This is a genomic window from Mycobacterium sp. 3-98 (genome assembly GCF_035918355.1).
In the GTDB taxonomy this organism is placed as follows: Bacteria; Actinomycetota; Actinomycetes; order Mycobacteriales; family Mycobacteriaceae; genus Mycobacterium; species Mycobacterium intracellulare.
Window position 1 is genome coordinate 2934104 of sequence record NZ_CP142360.1, and the last position, 21008, is coordinate 2955111.

A 21008-nucleotide genomic window follows, 5' to 3' on the forward strand; every position below is an offset into this window, starting at 1 on the left:
CGATGGCCCGCCGCGACGATGCGCTCGTCCCCGAGCCCACACCGGTGTCCCGGCCGTTCTGGGACGGCCTGGCGCAGCACCGGATCCTGGTGCAGTACTCGCCGTCGCTTCGGCGGCACGTGTTCTACCCGCGCACGCTGGCCCCGGGGACCCTGGCCGACGATTTGGAATGGCGTGAGATCGACGGCGCCGCAACGCTGTACACCTTCACGATCGCCCGCCGGCCCACCGGCCCGCCGTGGGCCGACGCGCTGCCGCAGCTGCTCGCGGTGGTGCAGTGGGACGCCGGGCCGAAATTCAGCACCGAGCTGGTCGACGTCGATCCCGGCGACGTCCGGATCGGGATGCGGGTGGAGCCGGTGTTCTGCGATCTCGAAGACGGAGTCACGTTACTGAGGTATCGGCCCGCATGACCGAAATGAGCGACGTCATCGTCATCGGTGCCGGGTTCGCCGGGCTGTACGCCGTGCACCGAGCCGCCTCGGCGGGGCTGTCGGTGACGGCGCTCGAGGCGGCGCCCGACGTGGGCGGCACCTGGTACTGGAACCGCTATCCGGGCGCACGTTGTGACGTCGAAAGTGTGGACTACTCCTACTCTTTCGACGAGGAGCTGCAGCGCGAATGGCAGTGGAGCGAACGCTTCGCCGCCCAACCGGAGATCCTGGCCTACCTTCGGCACGTCGCCGACCGCTTCGACCTGCGCCGCCACTACCGGTTCGGCGTCGACGTCGTCGGCGCGGCCTTCGAGGGTGGGCATTGGCAGGTCGACACCGCGACCGGACAAAGCCATGCGGCGCAGTTCCTCCTGTGCGCCACCGGGTGCCTGTCGGCACTCAACCGGCCCGATATCCCGGGCGTGCAAGACTTTTCGGGAGAGGTGTATTTCACCGCCGCCTGGCCGCGCGAGGATCCCGATCTGCGCGGCAAGCGGGTGGGGCTCATCGGCACGGGATCATCGGGGATCCAGGTTGCGCCGATCATCGCTTCGCAGGCCGAAAACCTGGTCGTATTCCAGCGATCCGCGAACTACACCATCCCGATGCCCAACCGGCCGTGGTCGGCCGACGAACAGCGGCAGATCCAGGAGCAATACCCCGAGCGGCGCCGCGCCTCGGCCTACGCGTCGGCGGGCACGCCGCACGGCAGCTACCACAAGAACGCCGTCGACACCGACCCCGAGGAGCGGGCAGCGGCGTTGTGGGAGCGTTGGCGCGAGGGCGGGGTTCTTTTCGCGAAGACCTTCCCCGACCAGACCCGCAACGCGTCGGCCAACGAGGTCGCCAGGAAGTTCGCTGAGGAGCGGATCCGGGAAATCGTCGCCGATCCCGCGGTCGCAGCCGACCTGATCCCGGTGGACCACCCGATCGGAACCAAACGGATCTGCACCGACGACGGCTACTACGCCACCTTCAACCGCGACAACGTGCGGCTGGTGAACCTGCGCCGCGAGCCCATCGAGGCGATCACCGCCGACGCCGTGCGGACCCCCGCGGCGACGTACCCCTGCGATGTGCTGGTGTTCGCGACCGGGTTCGACGCCATGACAGGCGCGTTGACGCGGATCAACCCGCGCGGGCCGCGGGGGGAGCGGCTGCGCGAAATCTGGTCCGATGGCCCCCTCACCTTCCTCGGCCTGATGGTGCCGGGCCTGCCGAACCTGTTCACGATCAGCGGGCCGGGCAGCCCGTCGGTGTTGGCGAACATGGTGCTGCACGCCGAGGTTCAGGTCGACTGGGTCATCGAGCTGGTGCGGGCCGCGCGGCGGCGCGGCGTCAGCGAGGTCGAACCGAGCCGTGACGCCGCCGTCGCCTGGACCGAGCAGGTGGCCGAAGCGGCCGAGCAGACGCTGTTCCCCCGGGCGGCATCGTCGTGGTACCTGGGCGCCAACATCGAGGGCAAGAAGCGAGTCTTCATGCCCTACATCGGCGGGTTTGGTACCTACCGTCGGCACTGCGATGACGTGGCGGCCCGCGACTATGCCGGGTTGGTGATGACGACCCGATGACAGCACGGAGGAAGTGAGACGGTGCCGGAGACGGTTCAGCAGCTGTTGCGGCAGCGCAGGCACGAGGACACCCCCGCGATCGCCCACGGCGAGAAGACGTGGACCTGGCGCGAGCACCTCGCCGAAGCCGAGGCCGAAGCGGCTGCCCTGATCTCGCGCGCCGACCCCACCCGGCCGCTGCATGTCGGTGCCGCACTGGGCAATTCACCGGCCATGCTGCGGGCGATGGCCGCGGCCGCGCTGGGCGGCTACGTGCTGTGCGGCCTCAACACGACCCGCCGCGGACCCGCGCTGCTCGCCGACATCCGGCGCTCGGACTGCCAGATCCTGCTGGTCGACCGCGATCACCTGCCCCTGCTGGAGGGCCTGGATCTCAACGGAATTCAGGTTTTCGACGTGGACGGGACGAGTTACGCCGAGGCGGTGACCGCGGCGCCACCGCTGACCCCGCACCGCGAGGTCGCCGCCGCCGACACGCTCATGATGATCTTCACCTCGGGGACGAGCGGTGACCCCAAGGTGGTCCGGTTCGCGCACGGGTTGGCCATCATGTGCGGCGCCAGCCTGATCTTCCAGTACGACGTCACCGCCGCCGACGTGTGTTACCTGGCGATGCCGCTGTTTCATTCGAACGGCGTCGCCGCGGGGTGGGCGGTGGCCATCGGCTGCGGCGCCACCATGGTCCCCGCCAAGTTTTCGCCGTCGCGGTTCCTCGAGGACGTGCGCCGCTTCCGCGTGACCTACCTGAACTACGTCGGCAAGCCCCTGGCGTTGATCCTGTCCACCCCGGAGCGTCCCGACGACGCCGAGAACACCCTGCGGGTGGCCTTCGGCAACGAGGCGACCGATCGCGATATCGCCGAATTCGCAAGGCGTTTCGGTTGCCGGGTGGTGGACAGCTTCGGATCCAGCGAGTTCGCGGTGATCGTGGTCCGAGAAGACGGCACCCCGCCCGGTTCCATCGGCAAGCCTTACCCCGGGGTGAGCATCTACAACTCGACGACACTGACCGAATGTGACGTCGCGACGTTCGACGCGCACGGGGCGCTGACCAACTTCGATGAGGCCGTCGGCGAACTCGTCAACACCCAGGGCGCGGGACCGTTCGCCGGCTACTACAACGATCCCGGCGCCACGGCCGAGCGCATGCGCCACGGCATGTACTGGTCGGGCGATCTGGCCTACCGGGACGCCGACGGCTGGATCTACCTGGCCGGGCGGACCTCCGATTGGATGCGGGTGGACGGCGAGAACTTGGCCGCCGCACCGATCGAGCGGATCCTGGCGCGGATGCCCGGCATCAGCCAGGTCGCCGTCTACGCCGCGCCCGACGACCAGGTCGGCGACCAGGTGATGGCCGCGATCGTGCCGCGCGCCGGGGCGGAACTGACGCCGGACGATTTCGGGAGATTCCTGGCGTCGCAACCCGATCTGTCACCCAAGGCGTGGCCGCGCTACGTGCGCATCAACGACCAGCTGCCCGCGACCGCGACCAACAAGATCCTCAAGCGCGCGCTCATCGCCGCGGGCCCCAGCGCCGAGGGCGGTGTGTTGTGGACGCGGCCCGCCCGCGGCACCACCTACGCTGCGGCCGACGAAAACGCCGACGGCCGTTCGGCATCCACCATCGCCGGCGCCTGAATCAGCGGCCCGAGACAGCGTCGGCCCCACCGGCCTCGCTGGGCACCGGCGCTTCCCCGAACCGCGCCAGCACCAACGTCGCCGCCACCGCGACGGCGAATCCCGCGATCACCAGCCCACCGAGCCCGTCGCGCGCCGTGTCACCCAACCACGCCACCCCCACGAACGCCGGGGCGAGGGTTTCGCCGACGACCATGCCCGCGACCGCCGTGGTCACGGATCCGCGATGCAGAGCCGAGGTGAGCAACAGAAATCCGGCGGCGCCACCCGCGGCCGCCGCGTACAGGGCGGGGTTGGCGTAGAACGACCGCGTGGTCGGATCGATCACGTCGATCAGGCGCACACCGACCTCGACGACGCCGAAGCCCGTCCCGGCACCCAGCCCCAACGCGAGCGCTCGCGCGCGGTCGGGCAGACGCCCGGCGGCGAAACCGGCGATCAGTACCGCGGCCACCACGCCCAGGAGCGCCCAGCCGAGCCCGGCCGGGGCGTGTCGAAAGTGCCCGGGCCCGGCGGCCACTGCGAGGGCGACGAGGCTGGCGCAGACCACGCCGACGGCGCACCACTCGACCGGCGACAGCCGGGCCGACAACACCCACGCGGCGACGACCCCGGTGACGGCGATCGAGGCGGCCAACGCCGCGGCGACGACGTAGATCGGAACCAGCCGCAGCGCGGCCACCTGAAGGAGAAACCCGACGACGTCGAGGCCGATCCCGACCAGGTAGCGCCACTGCCTGACGGCCCGCAGCAGCAGCACGGCGTCGACGCCCGAGCCGCTGCCCGCTTCCACCGATCGCGTCCCCGCCGCTTGCAACACGGTCGCGGTGCCGTAACAGAGCGAGCAGCCCAACGCGAGCAGAAAGCCGATCAACACACCCACCGACACTAGCCGCGCGGGGCGCCGACCCCGCCCAACACCGAATGGTGAACGGATAAGCGATGCCGATATGCGCATTTTGCATATGTGTAACCATGTGTCCCAAGCAGTTTCAGATTGGCGGTTTGAGTCGGTGTACAACTGTGTACTCCGTTGTTATGGCTGAACGCGGTGCCCGGCCCCACGTCCCACGCGGGCGTCGGCTGTTCCTGCGCGCGGTGCGGCGATTGTTCAGCCCGCTACAGCCCGACGACTACCTGGAGATGATCAATCCGCTGTGGACCACCAAGGAGCTGCGCGGAAAGGTCGAGCGTGTCGAGCCGCAGGGCTCGGAAGCGGCCAGCGTCCTGATCAGGCCGGGCTATGAATGGCCTGGTCACCAGCCCGGGCAGTACGTGCGGCTCGGCGTCGTCATCGACGGGGTCTACCACTGGCGCGCGTATTCGCTCACGTCGGATCCGGTGCCCGAAGACGGGCTGATCAGCGTGACGCCCAAGAAGGTGGACGGGGGTGTGGTGTCGCCGTATCTGGTGCAACGGATCCAGCCCGGGGACTTGGTCCGGCTCGGCGAGATCGAAGGCGTCTTCACCCTGCCCGAACCGCTGCCGCCCAAACTGCTGTTCATCAGCGCCGGGAGCGGCATCACCCCGGTGATCAGCATGCTGCGCAGCCTCGACCATCGCGACGCGTTCGGTGACGTCGTGGTCATCCACTCCGCGCGGACCCGCGAGCAGGTGATGTTCCTGTCCGTCCTCGAAGACCTCGACCGCCGGCACCCCGGCATGCGGCTGGATCTGCGCCTGACCTCCGAGCGGGGCAGGCTCAAGCCGGACGACCTGGATGACGCCTGCCCGGACTGGCGCGAACGCGAGACGTTCAGCTCGGGTCCCGGCGACATGCTCGACGCGCTGATCGAGCACTGGGAAGGCAACGCCGACCGCGAACGACTGCACTTCGAACGGTTCCAGCCCAAGATCGGTGGCGACGCCAACGCCGGAGAGGGCGGCACGGTGTGCTTTCTCGACAGTGAGAAGTCCGTCGAATGTGACGGCGGCACCTCGATCTTGGAGGCGGGGGAGAAGGCCGGCCTCAATCTGGCCCACGGCTGCCGAATCGGCATCTGCCACACCTGCGTCGGGACCCTGAAGTCGGGCAAGCTGCGTGACCTGCGCTCGGGTGACGTCATCGAGCCCACCGAACAGGACGTCCGAATCTGCATCAACACCGCCGAAGGCGACGTGAAACTCGCACTGTGATCGAAAGGAGCGGCCGGTGACCTCCGTCGCGGAAAAGACGATGAAAAGCCCCCTTGAGCGTCTGAGCGAACAAGAGCTCGAAAAACTCGCCAAGGAACTCGATGCGATCCATGACGAGGTGTTCGCCGATCTGGGCGAGCGGGATCGGCGCTACATCAAGACGGTCATTTCGGTACAGCGACAGATCGTGGTGGCCGGCCGCATCCTGCTGCTGGGATCGCGTTCGAAAACCGCGTGGATCCTGGGAACCGCCTGCCTGGGAATGGCCAAGATCCTCGAGAACATGGAGATCGGCCACAATGTGATGCACGGCCAATGGGATTGGATGAACGATCCCGATATCCATTCCTCCGTGTGGGATTGGGACACCGCCTCGACCGCCGAGGCGTGGAAGCATTCCCACAACTACATCCACCACACCTACACCAACATCCTCGGCAAAGACAAAGACCTCGGCTACGAACTCCTGCGCATCGATCCCGCGCAGAAGTGGGCCCCGCGGTACCTGTTCCAGCCGATCTCGAACCTGTTGCTGACGCTGCTGTTCGAGTGGGGTGTGGCGATCCACGACATGGACATCGAGGCCATCCGGCGCCGCGAGAAGCCCTGGTCGGAGGTGCGCAAGGACCTGCGCGGCATCAGCGGAAAGGCGCGCGCGCAGATCATCAAGGACTACCTCGGCTGGCCGTTGATCAGCGCCGGCGCCTTCGCGCTCGTTCAGCTGGCCGCACGCGGCAGGCTCGATCAGCCCCCGCGGTCGCGGGTGGGCAAAGCGCTGCGCAGGGCCGGTGGCGGTCGCCTGGGCTCGGCGGCGGATCTGCTGGACAAGCTCTTGCCGGGGGTGGAAAGCACCTATCTGCGGACCCTGGGCGCCGACGCGCTGGCCAACGTCATCCGCAATGTGTGGGCGCACGCCATCATCTTCTGCGGCCATTTTCCCGACCAGACCTACACTTTCACCCCCGAAGAGGTCGAGAACGAGACGCGCGGCGGGTGGTATGTACGCCAGCTGGTCGGCGCCGCCAACATCGAAGGCAGCCCGCTGTTCCATGTCATCAGCGGCAACCTCGGCTACCAGGTGGAACACCACCTCTATCCCGACATGCCAAGCAGCCGCTACTCGGAGATCGCGCCGAAGGTCAAAGACATCTGCGAACGCTACGAACTGCCGTACAACTCCGGCCGCTTCTCGAAGCAGTGGTTGATGGTGCACCGCACCATCTTTCGATTGGCCTTCCCCGGTGGGAAGCCGCGGCGCAAACCAGGACCGTACCGAAGCCCGACCGACCGGCCGGGGATGCAGCGGCCCAGCGAGGGCGCCCGCTTCCGCGAACGTGTCCCGGCCGAACACCCGGCCGCGGGCCCCGAACACGAGTCCGGCGGCGTCGCGGTGCAGCCGCCACCGCGCGGCAACGACTGACCGCACCCTCGGTTCGCGCCGCTCGGCGAGGATCAGCGAAATGAACCGCTATCGCCGGCCCCTCGTGAATGATGATCGATGGTGCATCTCATTCGGACCGCCAGCGGCCTACCCGCGCGGCTGTGGCGCAGCCCGCTGCGCGGACCTTGGCTGACAGCGGTATTCGGCTCGGTGCTCTTGGTGACGCTGCCGATCGTCATCCTCACCGGCCTGCTGTCCTACATCGCCTACGGGCCGCGACTCGGCCAGGCCATCCCGGGCGACGTCGGCTGGCTGAAGTTGCCGACCTTCGACTGGCCCACCGATCCGTCGTGGCTGTACCGGCTGACCCAGGGACTCCACGTCGGGCTCGGTTTGGTGTTGATCCCCGTGGTGCTCGCCAAGCTGTGGTCGGTGATACCGCGACTGTTCGTGGTGCCGCCCGCACGGTCGGTTGCCCAACTGCTGGAACGGGTTTCGCTGCTGATGTTGGTCGGGGGCATCCTGTTCGAGATCGTCACCGGCGTGCTGAACATCCAGTACGACTACATTTTCGGATTCAGCTTCTATACCGCCCACTATTTCGGCGCCTGGGTCTTCATCACCGGCTTCGTCGTGCACGTGGCGATCAAGAGCCGGCGCATGTGGTCCGGTTTGCGCTCGATGCCGCTGCGGGAGGTGCTGCGCACCGCACGCGCCGATACCAAGCCGCAGCCCTGGCAGCCCGACTCCCTGGTCGCCGCCGACCCCGGCCCCGCGACGATGAGCCGCCGCGGCGCGCTGGCGCTGGTGGGCGGGGGCGCGCTGTTCCTCGCGCTCATCACCGCCGGTCAAACCGTCGGCGGGTACGCCCGGCCCGCCGCGTTACTCCTGCCGCGCGGGCGCAGCCGAGGCAACGGGCCCAATGACTTCGAGGTCAACCGGACCGCGGCGGCCGCCGGCATCTCGCCTTTGGACACCGCCGACCGATGGCGGCTAACGATGACCGGTGGCCCCCGGCCGGTGACCGTCGACCGCGCCGCGCTGCTGGCGATGCCGCAACACACCGCCGTGTTACCGATCGCCTGCGTGGAGGGCTGGTCGACCACCCAAACGTGGAGCGGGGTGCAGCTGGCCGAACTCGCCCGCCTCGCCGGTGTGCCCGCGCCGGATTCGGCGCGCGTGTCGTCGCTGGAACGCTCCGGCGCCTTCGCCGGCGCCACCCTGCAGGGCAACCAGGTGCGGCACCCGGACGCGCTGCTGGCGCTGCGGGTCAACGGCACCGACCTGTCGCCGGACCACGGCTTTCCCGCGCGCATCATCGTGCCCGCGCTGCCCGGCGTGCACAACACCAAATGGGTGGCCGCCATTGACTTCCGCACGGCCGCCCATGCGTAACGCGTTCGCGAGGCTCTACGGGTCCCACCCGCTGCACCTGCTGACGATGATCGCCGGATTCGCGGTGCTGGGCTACGTGGTCGCCACGGTCAAACCGGCCACGCTGTGGAACCCCGACGTGTGGTGGCAGTCGATCGTCGTGTGGTTCGCCGGGGCCGTCGTCGCCCACGATCTGGTGTTGTTCCCGGTCTACGCGGGCCTCGACCGGCTGCTGTCCCGCCGAGCGCCGCGCCCCGGTCCCGACGTGCCCGTGCTCAACCATCTCCGGGTGCCCGCGCTGGGGGCGGGCCTCACGCTGCTGGTGTTCCTTCCCGGCATCATCAGGCAGGGCGGCGCCACGTACCGGGCGGCGACCGGCCAGACCCAGGACCCATTCCTGGGTCGGTGGCTGTTGTTGACCGCGGCGATGTTCGCGGTCAGCGCCGCAGCCTATGCCATCCGGACGGCAAGGGCGCGGCAGCGGACCCGGGCGCGGGAAATGGCGCCCCGGGCAACGAATCAACGCCCCGGCGACGGGCCTTAGAGGATTCTTGGTGACTCCTTGGAGTGTCCTTGCGGGTGCGCGCGCGTCCCGTGTATCTCCATTCGGCTAACTACACTCGCGCCCCGTGGGGAGCCGAAACGAAAGAACAGGAGCCACGTTCTGCGCGGGGGTGGCCGCGTTCGTCCTCGCGCTGGGCTCCTCGGCCGGCAGCGCGACAGGACCGACAACGTCAGCAGCTTTGTCCAGCCCCCTGCCCGTTTCGCAAAGCGATCCCGACGGCGTGCAACCCACCGGTGGAAACGGGTGCATCATCGGCCTCAATTGCGGGTGCCTGCATAACTGCCACAAGCCGCGGGCCCACCCTCCGAATGTTCCCGCCAAGACGCAGCGCTCCACTCCCGCCCCGAGGAATCCCTAGCCCGGCTGTTTCTCGGCGGGAGCGAGACCGGGCCCCGCGTCGCTTTCCTATCATTGACCGAATGAGCGTCGGCGGGCTGGATATCGAGTCGTCGCCGGCATTCTCCGAACAGGACCCGGCCCGGTTTCGCGAGGCCGGCTGGTGGTGCGATACGACGCTGTCGGACGCCGTGCGCCGCAACGCCGCGCAAACCCCAAACCGCCTCGCCTATGTCGACCACCCCGAAGCGTCGCTGACATGGCGTGAATTCGACGACGCCGCAACACGTTTGGCGCAGTCCCTGGCCGGTGCCGGCGTCACGCGCGGGGACCGGGTCGCGGTATGGCACCGTGACTCCGCGGCCATCCACGCCCTGTTCGTCGCCATCGAACGCTGCGGGGCGGTGGTCGTCGGCGTCGGCGCACGGGCCGGCACCCGCGAGGCCACAGCGATACTGCGCAGCGCCCAGCCGAAGGCCCTGATCAGCGATGAGCCCCACCGCGAGGCCGCCGCGGGCGTCGCCGATGAACTCGGGCTGCCGGCGCTGCTGCTGGACCGGACCCTTCGCCTGGACGTCGGCGCAAAACCCACCGCGCTCACGACCGACGCCCGCCTCGGCCCCGACGACGTTTTCCTGATCAATTCCACCTCCGGGACCACGGGGCTGCCCAAGTGTGTCGTGCACACCCAGAACCGTTGGCATTACTTCCACCAGAAGGCCGTCGCCAATGGGCTGCTGGCGCCGGACGACGTCTTTTTGCCGGTGATACCCACGCCGTTCGGGTTCGGGCTCTGGACCAGCCACACCACACCGATCTACCTCGGCGCCACCGCGGTGCTCCTGGACCGGTTCACCACCAAAGCCACCTGCGAGGCCATCGCCCGGCACAGGGTCACCGTATTATGCTGCGTCAGCACACAATTGACCATGCTGATGGCGGACCCGGCCAGCCGCGAACGCGACCTGAGCTCGCTGCGCGTCGTCTACACCGGCGGCGAGGCGTTGCCGTATCGCCCGGCGGCCGAATTCGAGGAACTCACCGGCGCCAAGATCCTGCAGTTCTTCGGCTCGAACGAAACGGGGATGCTCAGCGCGACCACTGTCGACGACTCCCGCGAACGGCGGCTGCGCACCGGGGGCCGCATCATCCCCGAAATGTCGGTCCGCCTCTTCGACGGCGACCGCGACGTGACCGACACGGGTCGGGGCCAGCCCGCGTGCCGGGGCCCGGCGACCAGCCTCGGTTACCTCGGCGGCACCGACCACGACAAGCTGTTCACCCCCGACGGGTGGATGCGCATGGGCGACATCTGTGAAATCGACGCGGACGGCTATCTGCGGGTCACCGGGCGCACCTCCGACTTCATCGTCCGTGGCGGCAAGAACATCAGCGCAAGCCAGGTCGAAGACGCCGTGACCACCCACCCCGCCATCGCGGTGGCCGCCGCGGTCGCCATGCCCGATCCGGTGTTCGGCGAAAAGGTCTGCCTCTACGCCGAACTCACCGGCTCCGCCACCATCGACCTTCCCCAGCTCGTCGAACACCTGCTGGCGCTGGGAGTTTCCAAGGAACTGCTGCCCGAGCGCCTCATCGTTCTCGACGAATTGCCCCGCTCGTCGGGCGGAAAGATAGCCAAAGGCCGACTTCGCGAGGATATTGGAGCCAGGATGGAGGCTGGTCATGAACGCACCTGATGCACGCCGTGGCGGGCTGGAAGTCTGGGCGCCGTCAGTGGTTCCGCCGATCGGCGTCGAGCTGTCCCACGAGCAGGCGCTCGCCATCGCGTTCCGCCACCTCGCCGGCATCGGCTTCGCCGAGAACATGGCCGGACACATCACCTGGCAGCTCGACGGCCAGACGAACATGTTCGTCAATCCCTGGGGCCTGTGGTGGCAGGAGGTCAGCGCCTCCGACATCTGCGTGGTGGACGCCGACGCGCGCGTGGTCCGCGGCCGCTGGGACGTCACCCCGGCCATCCACATCCACACCGAACTGCACCGCGTCCGCGACGACGCCCGCGTGGTCATCCACAACCACCCGTACTACGTATGCGTGCTCGCCGCGCTGGGCAGGCTGCCGGAGCTGGTGCACCAGACTGGGTCGCTGTTCCTCGACGACCTGTGCCTGGTCGAGACCTACGACGGCGAGATCGACAGCCCCACTCGCGCCGCGGATCTCGCGGCCCGCATCGGCGGGGCCAACCTGACCATCTTGGCCAACCACGGCGTCATCGCGACCGGCCGCAACCTGGCCGAGGCCGTCTACCGCGCGGCCTCGATCGAACGGGTGTGCAAGCTGGCCTACGACGTCATGCTCACCGGCAAGCAGCCGGTGGCCATGCGGTGGTCGGACATGGCCGGCATGCAACGCTCGCTGATCGAACGGGCCGCCGACGTGTACTGGGCCGGGGCCGCGCGGATGACGATCAAGGCCGACCCCGACGTCCTGACTTGAGCCACAAGGAGTTTGACGCGTGAAATCGATCGACGAGCTGGCCACCGACCTGAACTTCACCACGGCGAAGACCGGCACCGAACGTTCGGTCACCTTCCTGCCCGATCCGCCCCGGGCGCGACGCCGCTACACCGTCATCTCGGTCGACGACCACATCGTCGAACCCCCCGACACCTTCGCCGGCCGGCTGCCCCGAAAGTTCGCCGACCGTGCGCCCAAAGTCGTCGACACCGACGCCGGGGGCCAGACCTGGGTGTACGACGGCCGGGAACTGCCCAACGTCGGCTTCAACGCGGTGGTCGGGCGGCCGGTGGCGGAGTACGGCTTCGAACCCGTCCGATTCGACGAGATGCGCAGGGGCGCATGGGATATCCACGAGCGCGTCAAGGATATGGACCTCAACGGGATCTACGCCTCGCTCAACTTCCCCTCGTTTCTGCCCGGCTTCGCCGGACAGCGGCTGCAGCAGGTGACCACCGATCGCGACCTCGCGCTCGCCTGCGTTCGCGCCTGGAACGACTGGCATTTCGACGTCTGGGCGGGCTCGTACCCCGACCGCATCATCGGATGCCAATTGCCGTGGCTGCTCGACCCCGAGCTCGGCGCGAAGATGATCTACGAGAACGCCGACCGCGGCTTTCACGCCGTGACGTTCAGCGAGAATCCGGCGATGCTCGGCCTGCCGAGCATCCACACCGACCACTGGGATCCGATGATGGCCGCGTGCGCCGAGACCGGCACCGTGGTCAACCTGCACATCGGATCGTCCGGGTCGTCGCCGTCCACCACCGCGGACGCGCCGCCGGACGTGCAGGGCGTGCTGTTTTTCGCCTACGCCATCTCCGCGGCGGTCGACTGGTTGTACTCGGGGCTGCCCAGCAGGTTCCCCGACCTGAAGATCTGTCTGTCCGAAGGCGGAATCGGTTGGGTGGCAGGACTGCTCGACCGCCTCGACCACATGCTCAGCTATCACGCGATGTACGGCACCTGGCAAGCGCTCGGCGAGCGCCTGACCCCCGCGGAGGTGCTGGTCCGCAACTTCTGGTTCTGCGCGGTCGAGGACAAGTCGTCGTTCGTCCAGCGCGACCGGATCGGCGTCGACAACATCATGCTGGAAGCCGACTACCCGCATTGCGACTCGACGTGGCCGCACACCCAGCAGGCCATCCACGAACAGATCGGCGACCTGCCGTCCGACGTCATCCGGAAGTTCAGCTGGGAGAACGCATCCCGCCTGTATCGGCACCCGGTGCCCGCCGCCGTGCAGCGCGACCCCGAGGCGTTCTGAGCCCGGCAACCCAGACCCCTTGATCACCGGCGGGGGGTTCCGCCAGCGTCCCGCTTCGTATAAGTTACGTTTAGTACGTACTGAACGAACGGGATGGAGCGTATGTCGCCGGACGAGGCCGAGTTCGTCGACCGCCTCGGGCTGTTCTTCGAGTTGCTGGGCGCCACCCGCACCATGGGCCGGGTCTACGGGTGGCTGCTGATCTGCGATCCGCCGCAGCAGTCGCTGACCGCGCTGGCCGCCGCGTTGTGCGTGAGCAAGGCGTCGATCAGCACCGTCGCCCGGCAACTGCTCGAAGGTGGCATGGTCGAGCGGTTGCCGAGCCCGAACCGCCAGCACCTCTACCGGGTCACGCCGGGGGGGTTCACCAGCGTGCTGGAAACCCAGCTGTCCCTGATGCGGCTGGGGATCGAACCCGCCGAATTCGCGCTGTCGGTGCTGGACGAGGACCGCACCGAACAACGGCAACGCGTGGAGGACTTCCGCGATTTCTGCGAGTTCTGCACGCGGGCCTACCGCGACCAGCTCATGGAAATGTGGACCGAATACCGCGCGAAGAGGAAGCAGCGATGACCGCAACGGACAAAGTCGATTTCAGCTCGGTCGCCTGGGGATCGGTGGAATGGACGAATCTCGTCACACTGTATCTGCGCGCATGCGAAAGCCGTTCGAAGCGGCCGATTCTGGGCGACACGGTCGCCGCGGACGCGGTGGACCGGATCAGCTACGACTTCAAGCGCATGCGCCGGAGCACCATGCCCGCCTCGAACCAATACCTGGTCGCGCTGCGCGCCAAGAAGTTCGACGACTGGTGCGCCGATTTCCTCTCCCGCCATCCCGACGTCGTTGTCCTGCACCTGGGTTGCGGCCTTGACGGCAGGGCCTTCCGGCTCGACCTACCGCCGTCGGTTTCCTGGTTCGACGTTGACCAGCCCAGCGTCATCGGGCTGCGGCGGCAGCTCTACGACGACACCGAGCGCTACCGGATGATCGGCTCGTCGGTGACCGAGCTGCGGTGGCTGGACGACGTCCCCGCCGGGCGGCCCGCCCTGGTCGTCGCCGAGGGTCTGCTGATGTATCTGCACGAAGAGGAAGTCCGGCGGCTGCTGCAGCGCCTGATCGACCGATTCCCCGGCGGTGAAATGCATTTCGATACGCTGTCGGCCCTGGCCCCGTTGCTGTCCAAGGTCTTCACCAGGGGCATCATCACCTGGGGCATCCGCGACGCGCGCCGTGTTGCGGCCTGGCATCCCCGGCTGCGGTTCCTCGAGCAGACGCCCGCGCTGGCCGGCTACGAGCACATCCCGTCGGCCGCGGTGCGGATGATCTACGCGCTGACGTGGGTGATCGGCGGGCGCGGCTACGACGTGCTCAATCGTTTCGAGTACTGAACCTCACAGGTCGGATGCCAGCCGGCGCAGAATGTCGGTCGCGGGCTCGGCGGTGGCTTGCCGGAAACCGGTGCCCGCCCACAGGTGTACGTAGTCCGGCTTTCCCGCCGCGGCGGCCGCCTTGCGCAGCGGGCTGGTCAGGTGGTGGATGGCGGGATAACCCGGGGGCGCCTCGGCTTCGTGGGCGTCGATGAACGCGTTGCGCAGGCCCCTGGCCGGCCGGCCGGTGAAGGCCCGGGTCAGCACGGTCTCGGTGTACGCGGGATCGGCCAGCGCCGCCTGATGAGTGGTCGACGCGCCGCTTTCGGTGGCGCGCAACAGCACCGTACCGACGGCGGCCGCGGCCGCTCCCGCCCGGATCGCCTCGGCCACCGCGGCCGGCGTGGCGAGCCCGCCGGTGGCCAGCACCGGCAGGGGGACCGTCGCCACGACCTGGCTGACGAGGTCGACGATCGGGACCGGGGTCAGCGGCCGCGACGGCGACAGGGTGCCGGAATGGCCGCCGGCGTCCGCCGCCTGCACCACGAGCATGTCGACGCCGGCGTCGCGTGCCTGCTCCGCCTCCTCGGCCGTGGTGACCGTCTGGACCACCACGCTCTTGGCCCGTTGCAGCGCCGCGATCACGTCGCGCGGCGGAATGCCGAACGTGAACGACACCATCGGAACCGGATCGTCGAGCAGCAATTCGATCTTCGCGTCGAAGCTGTCGTTGTCCTCGACGGGCTCGGACGGCAGCGTCAGGCCGAACTGGTCGGCCTCGGCCTGGATGATCGCCGCGTACTCCCGGTAACGCCGCGGATCGACCGGCACCGGGTTCGGCGCGAACACGTTGACGCCGAATGGGATCCCTTCGGCGCGAAGGGCTTTGATCTCGGCTTCGACGGCCTCCACGGTCTTGTAGCCGGCGGCCAGCATGCCCAGGGCCCCCGCACGGGTGGCGGCCGACACCATGGCCGGGGTGGTCGGTCCGCCCGACATGGGGGCCGCAACCAGCGGTATGGACATCCCGAACTGCGCCAACATCTCCATGCCTCGACAATATCGGCCGCAATCGGCGGTGCGGCGGCATTACACCGTGAGCACCGACCTGGCAGGATGCTTGAGCGTGAAGCGCCCCAACTTCCTCGTAATCGTCGCGGACGACCTCGGGTTTTCCGACATCGGCGCCTTCGGCGGCGAGATCGAAACACCCAACCTCGATCGGCTGGCCTACTCCGGGATCCGGCTCACCGATTTCCATTCGGCGCCGGCGTGCTCGCCAACCCGGGCGATGCTGTTGACCGGGACCGACCATCACATCGCCGGCATCGGCACGATGCTCGAAGTCGCGTCCCCGGGATTTCGCGGCGCCCCCGGCTACGAGGGCTACCTGAACGACCGGGTCGTCGCGCTGCCCGAACTCCTGCGCGACGCCGGATATCTGACGCTGATGTCGGGCAAATGGCATCTGGGCGCCACGATCGACAGGTCGCCGTGGGCACGCGGCTTCGAGCGCTCGTTCGCGCTGCTGCCCGCCGGTGCCAGCCACTACGGGGGAGCGGGCGCGCGCGGGTTTTCGCCGGTGCCAACGCTTTACACCGAGGACGACAAGTTCGTCACCGTCGGCGACGACTTCTACTCGTCGGACTCCTACACCGGCACCCTGCTGCGGTACCTGGACGAGCGCGCGGCCGACGACGACCGTCCGTTCTTCGCCTACCTGCCGTTCCAAGCGCCGCACTGGCCGCTGCAGGCGCCCGACGAATCCGTCGCGAAATACCGCGGCCGCTACGACGACGGACCGGACGCGCTGCGCGAGGAGCGACTGGCCGCCCTCAAGCGGCTCGGTCTCTGCCCGCCCGACGTCACCGCGCACCCGGTGGTGGCCGACGGCGCGCCCGAGTGGGCCGACATGACCGACGAGCAGCGTGCGCGCTCGGCCCGCAGCATGGAGGTCTACGCCGGGATGGTGGACCGGATGGATTACAACGTCGGCAGGGTGATCGACTACCTGACGGCCAGCGGCGAACTCGACGACACCGTGGTGATCTTCCTGTCCGACAACGGCGCCGAGGGCGCGATCGTGGAGGCGATGCCGCTGCGCGGCGCCGAGATCGCCGCGCAGATCGAAAAGCATTGCGACAACAGCCTCGACAACCTCGGCCGGCCCACGTCCTTCATCTGGTACGGGCCGCGCTGGGCGCAGGCGGCCACCGCGCCGTCGCGACTGCACAAGGCGTTCACCACCCAGGGCGGCATCCGGGTGACGGGTTTTGTCACCTGGCCGGGATTCGCGCGGCAACAACAGATCGGCACCGCGTTCAGCACCGTGATGGACGTCGCGCCAACCCTGCTGGAGCTGGCCGGCGTCGCGCACCCGGGCACGTCCTACCGCGGCCGCGAGGTGGCCCCCATGCGCGGCCGCTCGCTGGTGGAGTATCTGACCGGCGCCGCGGAGACCGTGCACGACGCGGACACCGGAACCGGCTGGGAATTGTTCGGCCGCCGAGCCATCCGGCAGGGGGACTGGAAGGCACTGCACCTGCCGGCGCCGTACGGCCCGGGTGACTGGCAGCTCTATGATTTGGCTTCCGATCCCGGCGAGATTCACGACCTGGCCGCGTCGCATCCCGACAAGCTGGCCGAGCTGGTGGCGCTGTGGGACCGCTACGTCGAAGAAACCGGCGTGATCCTCGAACCCGTCTCCGTGTTCGACACCGAACTCTAGCGAGCGGTCGCCACCTATGCTGGGGCGTTGATGGTCGAAACAACCACCTGCGCGGTCGTCGGCGGTGGCCCGGCGGGAATGGTCCTCGGGCTGTTGCTGGCCCGGGCCGGTGTCGAGGTCACCCTGCTGGAAAAGCACGGTGACTTCCTGCGCGATTTTCGCGGCGACACCGTGCATCCCACGACGCTGCGGCTGCTCGACGAGCTGGGCCTGGGGGAGCGGTTCGCGCGATTGCCGTTCAGCAAACTCCGCCGGGGCACCTTCGAATCCAACGGGCACTCGGTCACCTACCTCGACCTCGAACGGCTCCGCCAACCCCATCGCTACATCGCCATGGTCCCGCAATGGGACCTGCTCAACCTGCTCGCCGAGGCGGCCCGGGCCGAACCGAGTTTCACCCTGCGGATGCGCAGCGAGGTCACCGGCCTGCTGCGCGACGGCGGCCGGGTCGTGGGCGTGCGCTACGACGGACCCGACGGGCCGGGCGAACTCAGGGCCGAGTTGACGGTGGCCTGCGACGGCCGCTGGTCGATCGTGCGGCAGGAGGCCGGACTCACCGCCCACGAATACCCGGTGAACTTCGACGTGTGGTGGTTCAAGCTGCCACGCGACGGCGCCGCGGACCACTCGTTCCTGCCGCGCATCGGGTCGGGCAAGGCGCTGGCCGTCATCCCGCGCGAGGGTTACAACCAGATCGCCTACCTGGGGCCCAAGGGCGGCGACGCCCAGTTGCGCGCGCGGGGGGTCGAGGCCTTCCGCCGCGACGTGGGTGCGCTGCTGCCCGACATGCCCGAGTCGGTGGCGGCGCTCGAATCCATGGACGAGGTCAAGCACCTCGACGTGCGCGTGAATCGGCTGCGCCGCTGGCACACCGACGGGTTGCTGTGCATCGGCGACGCCGCGCACGCGATGTCCCCGCTCGGCGGCGTCGGCATCAACCTGGCGATCCAGGACGCCGTCGCGGCCGCCACCCTGCTGGCCGAACCGCTGCGCCGGCATCGGGTCACGGGCCGCGACCTGGCCGCTGTGCGCCGCCGCCGCGCCGTTGCCACCGTTTTGACCCAGGCGGGCCAGCGCGTGCTGCAGGCCGCGCTTGTGCGGGCGGTGTTTCGCGGCGCGGATCCCGCCCCGCCGCGATGGGTTCTCGGCGTCGTCCGGCGACTGCCGTGGCTCTCGGTGGTGCCGGCCTACTTCGTCGGAGTGGGGATCCGGCCCGAGCATGCGCCGGGCTTCGCCCGCCGGCCGCCCGGTGCGGCACCATGACGCCGCCAAAGCGCGAAAACCCGTTGCGCATCGGCATTTTGGGGGCGGCGCGCATTGCGCCGATGGCGTTGATCAACCCCGCCAAGGAGAATACGGACGTCGTCGTCGCCGCCGTGGCCGCCCGCGACGTGACCCGCGCGCGGGCCTTCGCCGCGCAACACGGCATCGCGACCGTGCACGGCGATTATGACGCGCTGATTGCCGACCCGGGCATCGACGCGATCTACAACCCGCTGCCCAATGGTCTGCACGGTCGGTGGACCAGGGCGGCGCTGGCCGCGGACAAGCACGTGCTGTGCGAAAAGCCGTTCACCGCCAACGCGATCGAGGCCCGCGAGATCGCCGAACTGGCGGACGGATCGGATCGCGTGGTGATGGAGGCCTTTCATTATCGCTACCACCCGCTGACCCTGCGGGCCGAGGACATCATCGCCTCCGGGGAGTTGGGCACGCTCGAACGCGTGGAGGCGGCGCTGTGCTTCCCGCTGCCGAAGTTCTCCGACATCCGCTACGACTACTCGCTCGCCGGCGGTGCGACCATGGATGCCGGCTGCTACGCGGTTCATATGGCGCGCACGTTCGGCGGCCGGTCCCCGGAAGTCGTGTCCGCTCGCGCCACGTTGCGTGACGCGCGCGTCGACCGGGCCATGACGGCCGAGCTGCGGTTTCCGGCCGGCCACACCGGCCGGGTGCGCTGCTCGATGTGGTCGCCGCGCTTACTGCAGATCAGCGCCCGGGTGATCGGTGAACGCGGCGAGTTGCGCATCGTGAATCCCGTGATGCCGCAGGCATTTCACCGCCTCTCGGTCCGGTCGGCGAAGGGCAGACGCACCGAACACTTCGGCCGCCGCGCCTCCTACGCCTATCAGCTGGATGCCTTCGCCGCGGCGGTGCTGCGCGGCGCGCCGATCAAGACGACCCCGCACGACGCGATCGACAACATGACCGTGATCGACGCGATCTATTCGGCCGCCGGTCTTCCGCTGCGCTATCCGGTCTGAACGCCGGCCAGCAGCCGGCGTGCCGCCTCGACGCAGGGGCGCAGCCGTTCGATCGGGCTCACCCCGGCCAGCGCCAAAGATCGTTGCGGGACCTCGATCTCGATGACGATGTCGGCGGGCAGCGCGGCCAGGATGTCGCGCAGGGGCAGGTCGCCCTCGCCGGGCACCAGGCGCTCGAACATGGCCTCCTCCAGGTAGTTGTCCATGCGCGGCCGCAGCGTCGTGTCGTTGAGTTGGGCATAGCCGATGCGCCCGGGGTCGACGGCCGCCAGCTCGCTCGCCCCGGAACCCGAGCGCATCAGGTGCATGGTGTCGACCAGCAGCCGGAATTCGCTTCGCCCAACGTATTCCGCGGCGGCCAGGCCGGCGGGGAGGTCACCGATGGTCAGTCCGGGCACCGGTTCCACGACGGCACCGATGCCGCGCTGGGCGGCAAGTTCGGTCAGCGCCGCGAACTGGTCGAGGGTGCGCGGAAGGTCGGGGTCGAGGCTCACCACGTTGATCCGCGGGACGCCGAGTTCGGCCATCACGTCGAGGTCGGGCCGCAGCGCGTCCACGTCGGCGCCGGGGCGCACGAGGAATCCGTCGCCGAGCGAGATGGTTACGCCGCGATCGTCCATCGCGGCGAGCAGATCCTTCCTGAGCGCGGCGTCGTCCTTGAGGGAGAAGGCAGGGTAGCCGAGTGGCACCAGCGGCATGCCCTGGATGGCGGCCGAGATGCGGGGGCAGCCTAGTTCCGCGGCCAGCTCCACGAACTCGATTGGGGGAAGGCCGAACACGCTGAGCATGCCGAGCGCGAGGCGATCGGGACGCCCCGGCGCGGTCACGCGGGACGACCCGCCAGCTGGGCCAATTGCGCTGCGCCCTCGGCCGTTTGGGTGGTCAGCACGATCCGTCCGGAGGTGACCTGTTCCTCGATGATCGGTGCTTCCAGCACCAGATTGTCCCGGATGAAGGCCACGTGGTCTTTGACGTGCTCGGCGGTGAACGACGCCCACGCCGCCGCCGACGGCGGGTCGAGCACCAGGGTCACCTGGTAAAAATCCGCCGTGAGGGCCTGGGGCGGGTCCACGTGTATCAGCCCGAGCTGCATGGTTTCCGGGCCCAGGGTGTACACGTTGGCCCGGGCGAGGTCGCACGTGTTGAGGGGGTCGGTCGGGGCCACCGGGACGTTCGGACCCATGTCGGGGCACTTGGTGGCGGGCGTCGTCGGGTGTGACTTCGTCACCGGCCGAACGGGCAGCGGCGCCACCTTCACAATCGGCGCCGGCGCGGGCGGCGCGGCAGACGGGGCGGACGTGCTGGTGGTCGGCGGGCTGGGTGGCGCGGGCTTGTGCGCCTGGTGGCAGCCACCGGCCAGCGCGGCAACCAGACCGATGGACCCAAGCCGGGCAACGGCATTGATCACGCGAACTCGACGGGGGCTCATCGAAACACACTCTACTCAGGTAGCCGACGAATCC

The 21008-nt window shown here is 68.8% G+C and carries 19 protein-coding genes; 15 read left to right on the plus strand and 4 right to left on the minus strand.

From position 1 onward, the window contains the following. Positions 1-2: 2 nt before the first annotated feature. Genes QGN30_RS13950 through fadD1 form a run of 3 tightly spaced genes read left to right on the plus strand, consistent with a single transcriptional unit; the run spans position 3 to position 3646 of the window. On the plus strand, positions 3-413 hold the full coding sequence (locus tag QGN30_RS13950) for a Zn-ribbon domain-containing OB-fold protein (RefSeq protein WP_009952370.1): 411 nt from the start codon (positions 3-5) through the stop codon (positions 411-413). Then, the gene (locus QGN30_RS13955; protein WP_038536485.1) at positions 410-2005 is read left to right on the plus strand and encodes a flavin-containing monooxygenase; all 1596 of its coding nucleotides are present in this window, start codon (positions 410-412) and stop codon (positions 2003-2005) included. Before QGN30_RS13950 ends, QGN30_RS13955 begins: the two co-directional genes overlap by 4 nt. 21 nt (positions 2006-2026) lie before the next feature. After that, entirely contained in the window at positions 2027-3646 is a 1620-nt protein-coding gene (gene fadD1, locus QGN30_RS13960; RefSeq protein ID WP_009952372.1) for a fatty-acid--CoA ligase FadD1, read from the plus strand. Between the two features lies 1 nt (position 3647). On the opposite strand, the gene QGN30_RS13965 is transcribed toward fadD1, so the two are convergent. Next, on the minus strand, positions 3648-4535 hold the full coding sequence (locus QGN30_RS13965) for a DMT family transporter (protein ID WP_009952373.1): 888 nt from the start codon (positions 4533-4535) through the stop codon (positions 3648-3650). Between the two features lie 149 nt (positions 4536-4684). Between QGN30_RS13965 and QGN30_RS13970 the strand changes: the two genes are divergently transcribed. The 9 genes from QGN30_RS13970 (at position 4685) to QGN30_RS14010 (ending at position 14574) form a co-directional block, all read left to right on the plus strand. Beyond that, positions 4685-5782, plus strand: a complete 1098-nt coding sequence (locus tag QGN30_RS13970; protein WP_014380241.1) for a ferredoxin reductase — start codon at positions 4685-4687, stop codon at positions 5780-5782. Between the two features lie 16 nt (positions 5783-5798). Beyond that, on the plus strand, positions 5799-7202 hold the full coding sequence (locus QGN30_RS13975; RefSeq protein WP_009952375.1) for a fatty acid desaturase family protein: 1404 nt from the start codon (positions 5799-5801) through the stop codon (positions 7200-7202). 78 nt (positions 7203-7280) lie between these two features. Next, positions 7281-8558 carry a molybdopterin-dependent oxidoreductase gene (locus QGN30_RS13980; protein ID WP_009952376.1) on the plus strand — a complete coding sequence of 426 codons (1278 nt, stop codon included), beginning with the start codon at positions 7281-7283 and terminating at the stop codon, positions 8556-8558. Then, positions 8551-9081 (plus strand): hypothetical protein, encoded by a 531-nt coding sequence (locus QGN30_RS13985; protein WP_009952378.1) that lies wholly within the window; start codon positions 8551-8553, stop codon positions 9079-9081. Before QGN30_RS13980 ends, QGN30_RS13985 begins: the two co-directional genes overlap by 8 nt. Before the next feature lie 440 nt (positions 9082-9521). Then, positions 9522-11135, plus strand: coding sequence for a class I adenylate-forming enzyme family protein (locus QGN30_RS13990; RefSeq protein WP_009952380.1), 1614 nt, complete (start codon positions 9522-9524; stop codon positions 11133-11135). Continuing rightward, positions 11122-11895 carry a class II aldolase/adducin family protein gene (locus QGN30_RS13995; RefSeq protein WP_044059215.1) on the plus strand — a complete coding sequence of 258 codons (774 nt, stop codon included), beginning with the start codon at positions 11122-11124 and terminating at the stop codon, positions 11893-11895. Before QGN30_RS13990 ends, QGN30_RS13995 begins: the two co-directional genes overlap by 14 nt. Before the next feature lie 19 nt (positions 11896-11914). Beyond that, a complete protein-coding gene (locus QGN30_RS14000; protein ID WP_014382683.1) occupies positions 11915-13183 on the plus strand; it encodes an amidohydrolase family protein in 1269 nt (422 codons plus the stop codon). Between the two features lie 102 nt (positions 13184-13285). Then, the gene (locus QGN30_RS14005; RefSeq protein ID WP_248923112.1) at positions 13286-13756 is read left to right on the plus strand and encodes a GbsR/MarR family transcriptional regulator; all 471 of its coding nucleotides are present in this window, start codon (positions 13286-13288) and stop codon (positions 13754-13756) included. Further along, positions 13753-14574 carry a class I SAM-dependent methyltransferase gene (locus QGN30_RS14010; RefSeq protein ID WP_026071371.1) on the plus strand — a complete coding sequence of 274 codons (822 nt, stop codon included), beginning with the start codon at positions 13753-13755 and terminating at the stop codon, positions 14572-14574. The genes QGN30_RS14005 and QGN30_RS14010 overlap by 4 nt, the downstream gene beginning before the upstream one ends. Before the next feature lie 3 nt (positions 14575-14577). Here the strand turns inward: QGN30_RS14010 and QGN30_RS14015 are convergent, their stop codons facing one another. After that, positions 14578-15603 (minus strand): NAD(P)H-dependent flavin oxidoreductase, encoded by a 1026-nt coding sequence (locus QGN30_RS14015; RefSeq protein ID WP_026071372.1) that lies wholly within the window; start codon positions 15601-15603, stop codon positions 14578-14580. Positions 15604-15679: 76 nt separating this feature from the next. Here QGN30_RS14015 and QGN30_RS14020 point away from each other — a divergent pair, with 76 nt between their 5' ends. The 3 genes from QGN30_RS14020 to QGN30_RS14030 are packed head-to-tail and all read left to right on the plus strand — an operon-like array spanning position 15680 to position 19545. Continuing rightward, positions 15680-17281: an arylsulfatase gene (locus QGN30_RS14020; RefSeq protein ID WP_026071373.1), complete on the plus strand. Its 1602-nt coding sequence runs from the start codon at positions 15680-15682 to the stop codon at positions 17279-17281. Between the two features lie 30 nt (positions 17282-17311). Continuing rightward, positions 17312-18544, plus strand: coding sequence for an FAD-dependent oxidoreductase (locus QGN30_RS14025; protein ID WP_014382678.1), 1233 nt, complete (start codon positions 17312-17314; stop codon positions 18542-18544). Further along, a complete protein-coding gene (locus tag QGN30_RS14030) occupies positions 18541-19545 on the plus strand; it encodes a Gfo/Idh/MocA family protein (RefSeq protein ID WP_014382677.1) in 1005 nt (334 codons plus the stop codon). The genes QGN30_RS14025 and QGN30_RS14030 overlap by 4 nt, the downstream gene beginning before the upstream one ends. On the opposite strand, the gene QGN30_RS14035 is transcribed toward QGN30_RS14030, so the two are convergent. After that, positions 19533-20372: a sugar phosphate isomerase/epimerase family protein gene (locus tag QGN30_RS14035; protein WP_136245459.1), complete on the minus strand. Its 840-nt coding sequence runs from the start codon at positions 20370-20372 to the stop codon at positions 19533-19535. The genes QGN30_RS14030 and QGN30_RS14035 overlap by 13 nt on opposite strands. Beyond that, the gene (locus QGN30_RS14040) at positions 20369-20974 is read right to left on the minus strand and encodes a SecDF P1 head subdomain-containing protein (protein ID WP_225346204.1); all 606 of its coding nucleotides are present in this window, start codon (positions 20972-20974) and stop codon (positions 20369-20371) included. The genes QGN30_RS14035 and QGN30_RS14040 overlap by 4 nt, the downstream gene beginning before the upstream one ends. Positions 20975-21008 lie beyond the last annotated feature (34 nt).

Excerpts from the sequence above, each read along its gene's own strand:
- QGN30_RS13950 (WP_009952370.1), top strand. The coding sequence starts at position 3 with ATGGCCCGCCGCGACGATGCGCTCGTCCCCGAGCCCACACCGGTGTCC.
- QGN30_RS13955 (WP_038536485.1), top strand. The coding sequence starts at position 410 with ATGACCGAAATGAGCGACGTCATCGTCATCGGTGCCGGGTTCGCCGGG.
- QGN30_RS13970 (WP_014380241.1), top strand. The coding sequence starts at position 4,685 with ATGGCTGAACGCGGTGCCCGGCCCCACGTCCCACGCGGGCGTCGGCTG.
- QGN30_RS13980 (WP_009952376.1), top strand. The coding sequence starts at position 7,281 with ATGGTGCATCTCATTCGGACCGCCAGCGGCCTACCCGCGCGGCTGTGG.
- QGN30_RS13985 (WP_009952378.1), top strand. The coding sequence starts at position 8,551 with ATGCGTAACGCGTTCGCGAGGCTCTACGGGTCCCACCCGCTGCACCTG.
- QGN30_RS13990 (WP_009952380.1), top strand. The coding sequence starts at position 9,522 with ATGAGCGTCGGCGGGCTGGATATCGAGTCGTCGCCGGCATTCTCCGAA.
- QGN30_RS13995 (WP_044059215.1), top strand. The coding sequence starts at position 11,122 with ATGAACGCACCTGATGCACGCCGTGGCGGGCTGGAAGTCTGGGCGCCG.
- QGN30_RS14005 (WP_248923112.1), top strand. The coding sequence starts at position 13,286 with ATGTCGCCGGACGAGGCCGAGTTCGTCGACCGCCTCGGGCTGTTCTTC.
- QGN30_RS14010 (WP_026071371.1), top strand. The coding sequence starts at position 13,753 with ATGACCGCAACGGACAAAGTCGATTTCAGCTCGGTCGCCTGGGGATCG.
- QGN30_RS14015 (WP_026071372.1), bottom strand. The coding sequence starts at position 15,603 with ATGGAGATGTTGGCGCAGTTCGGGATGTCCATACCGCTGGTTGCGGCC.
- QGN30_RS14025 (WP_014382678.1), top strand. The coding sequence starts at position 17,312 with ATGGTCGAAACAACCACCTGCGCGGTCGTCGGCGGTGGCCCGGCGGGA.
- QGN30_RS14030 (WP_014382677.1), top strand. The coding sequence starts at position 18,541 with ATGACGCCGCCAAAGCGCGAAAACCCGTTGCGCATCGGCATTTTGGGG.
- QGN30_RS14040 (WP_225346204.1), bottom strand. The coding sequence starts at position 20,974 with ATGAGCCCCCGTCGAGTTCGCGTGATCAATGCCGTTGCCCGGCTTGGG.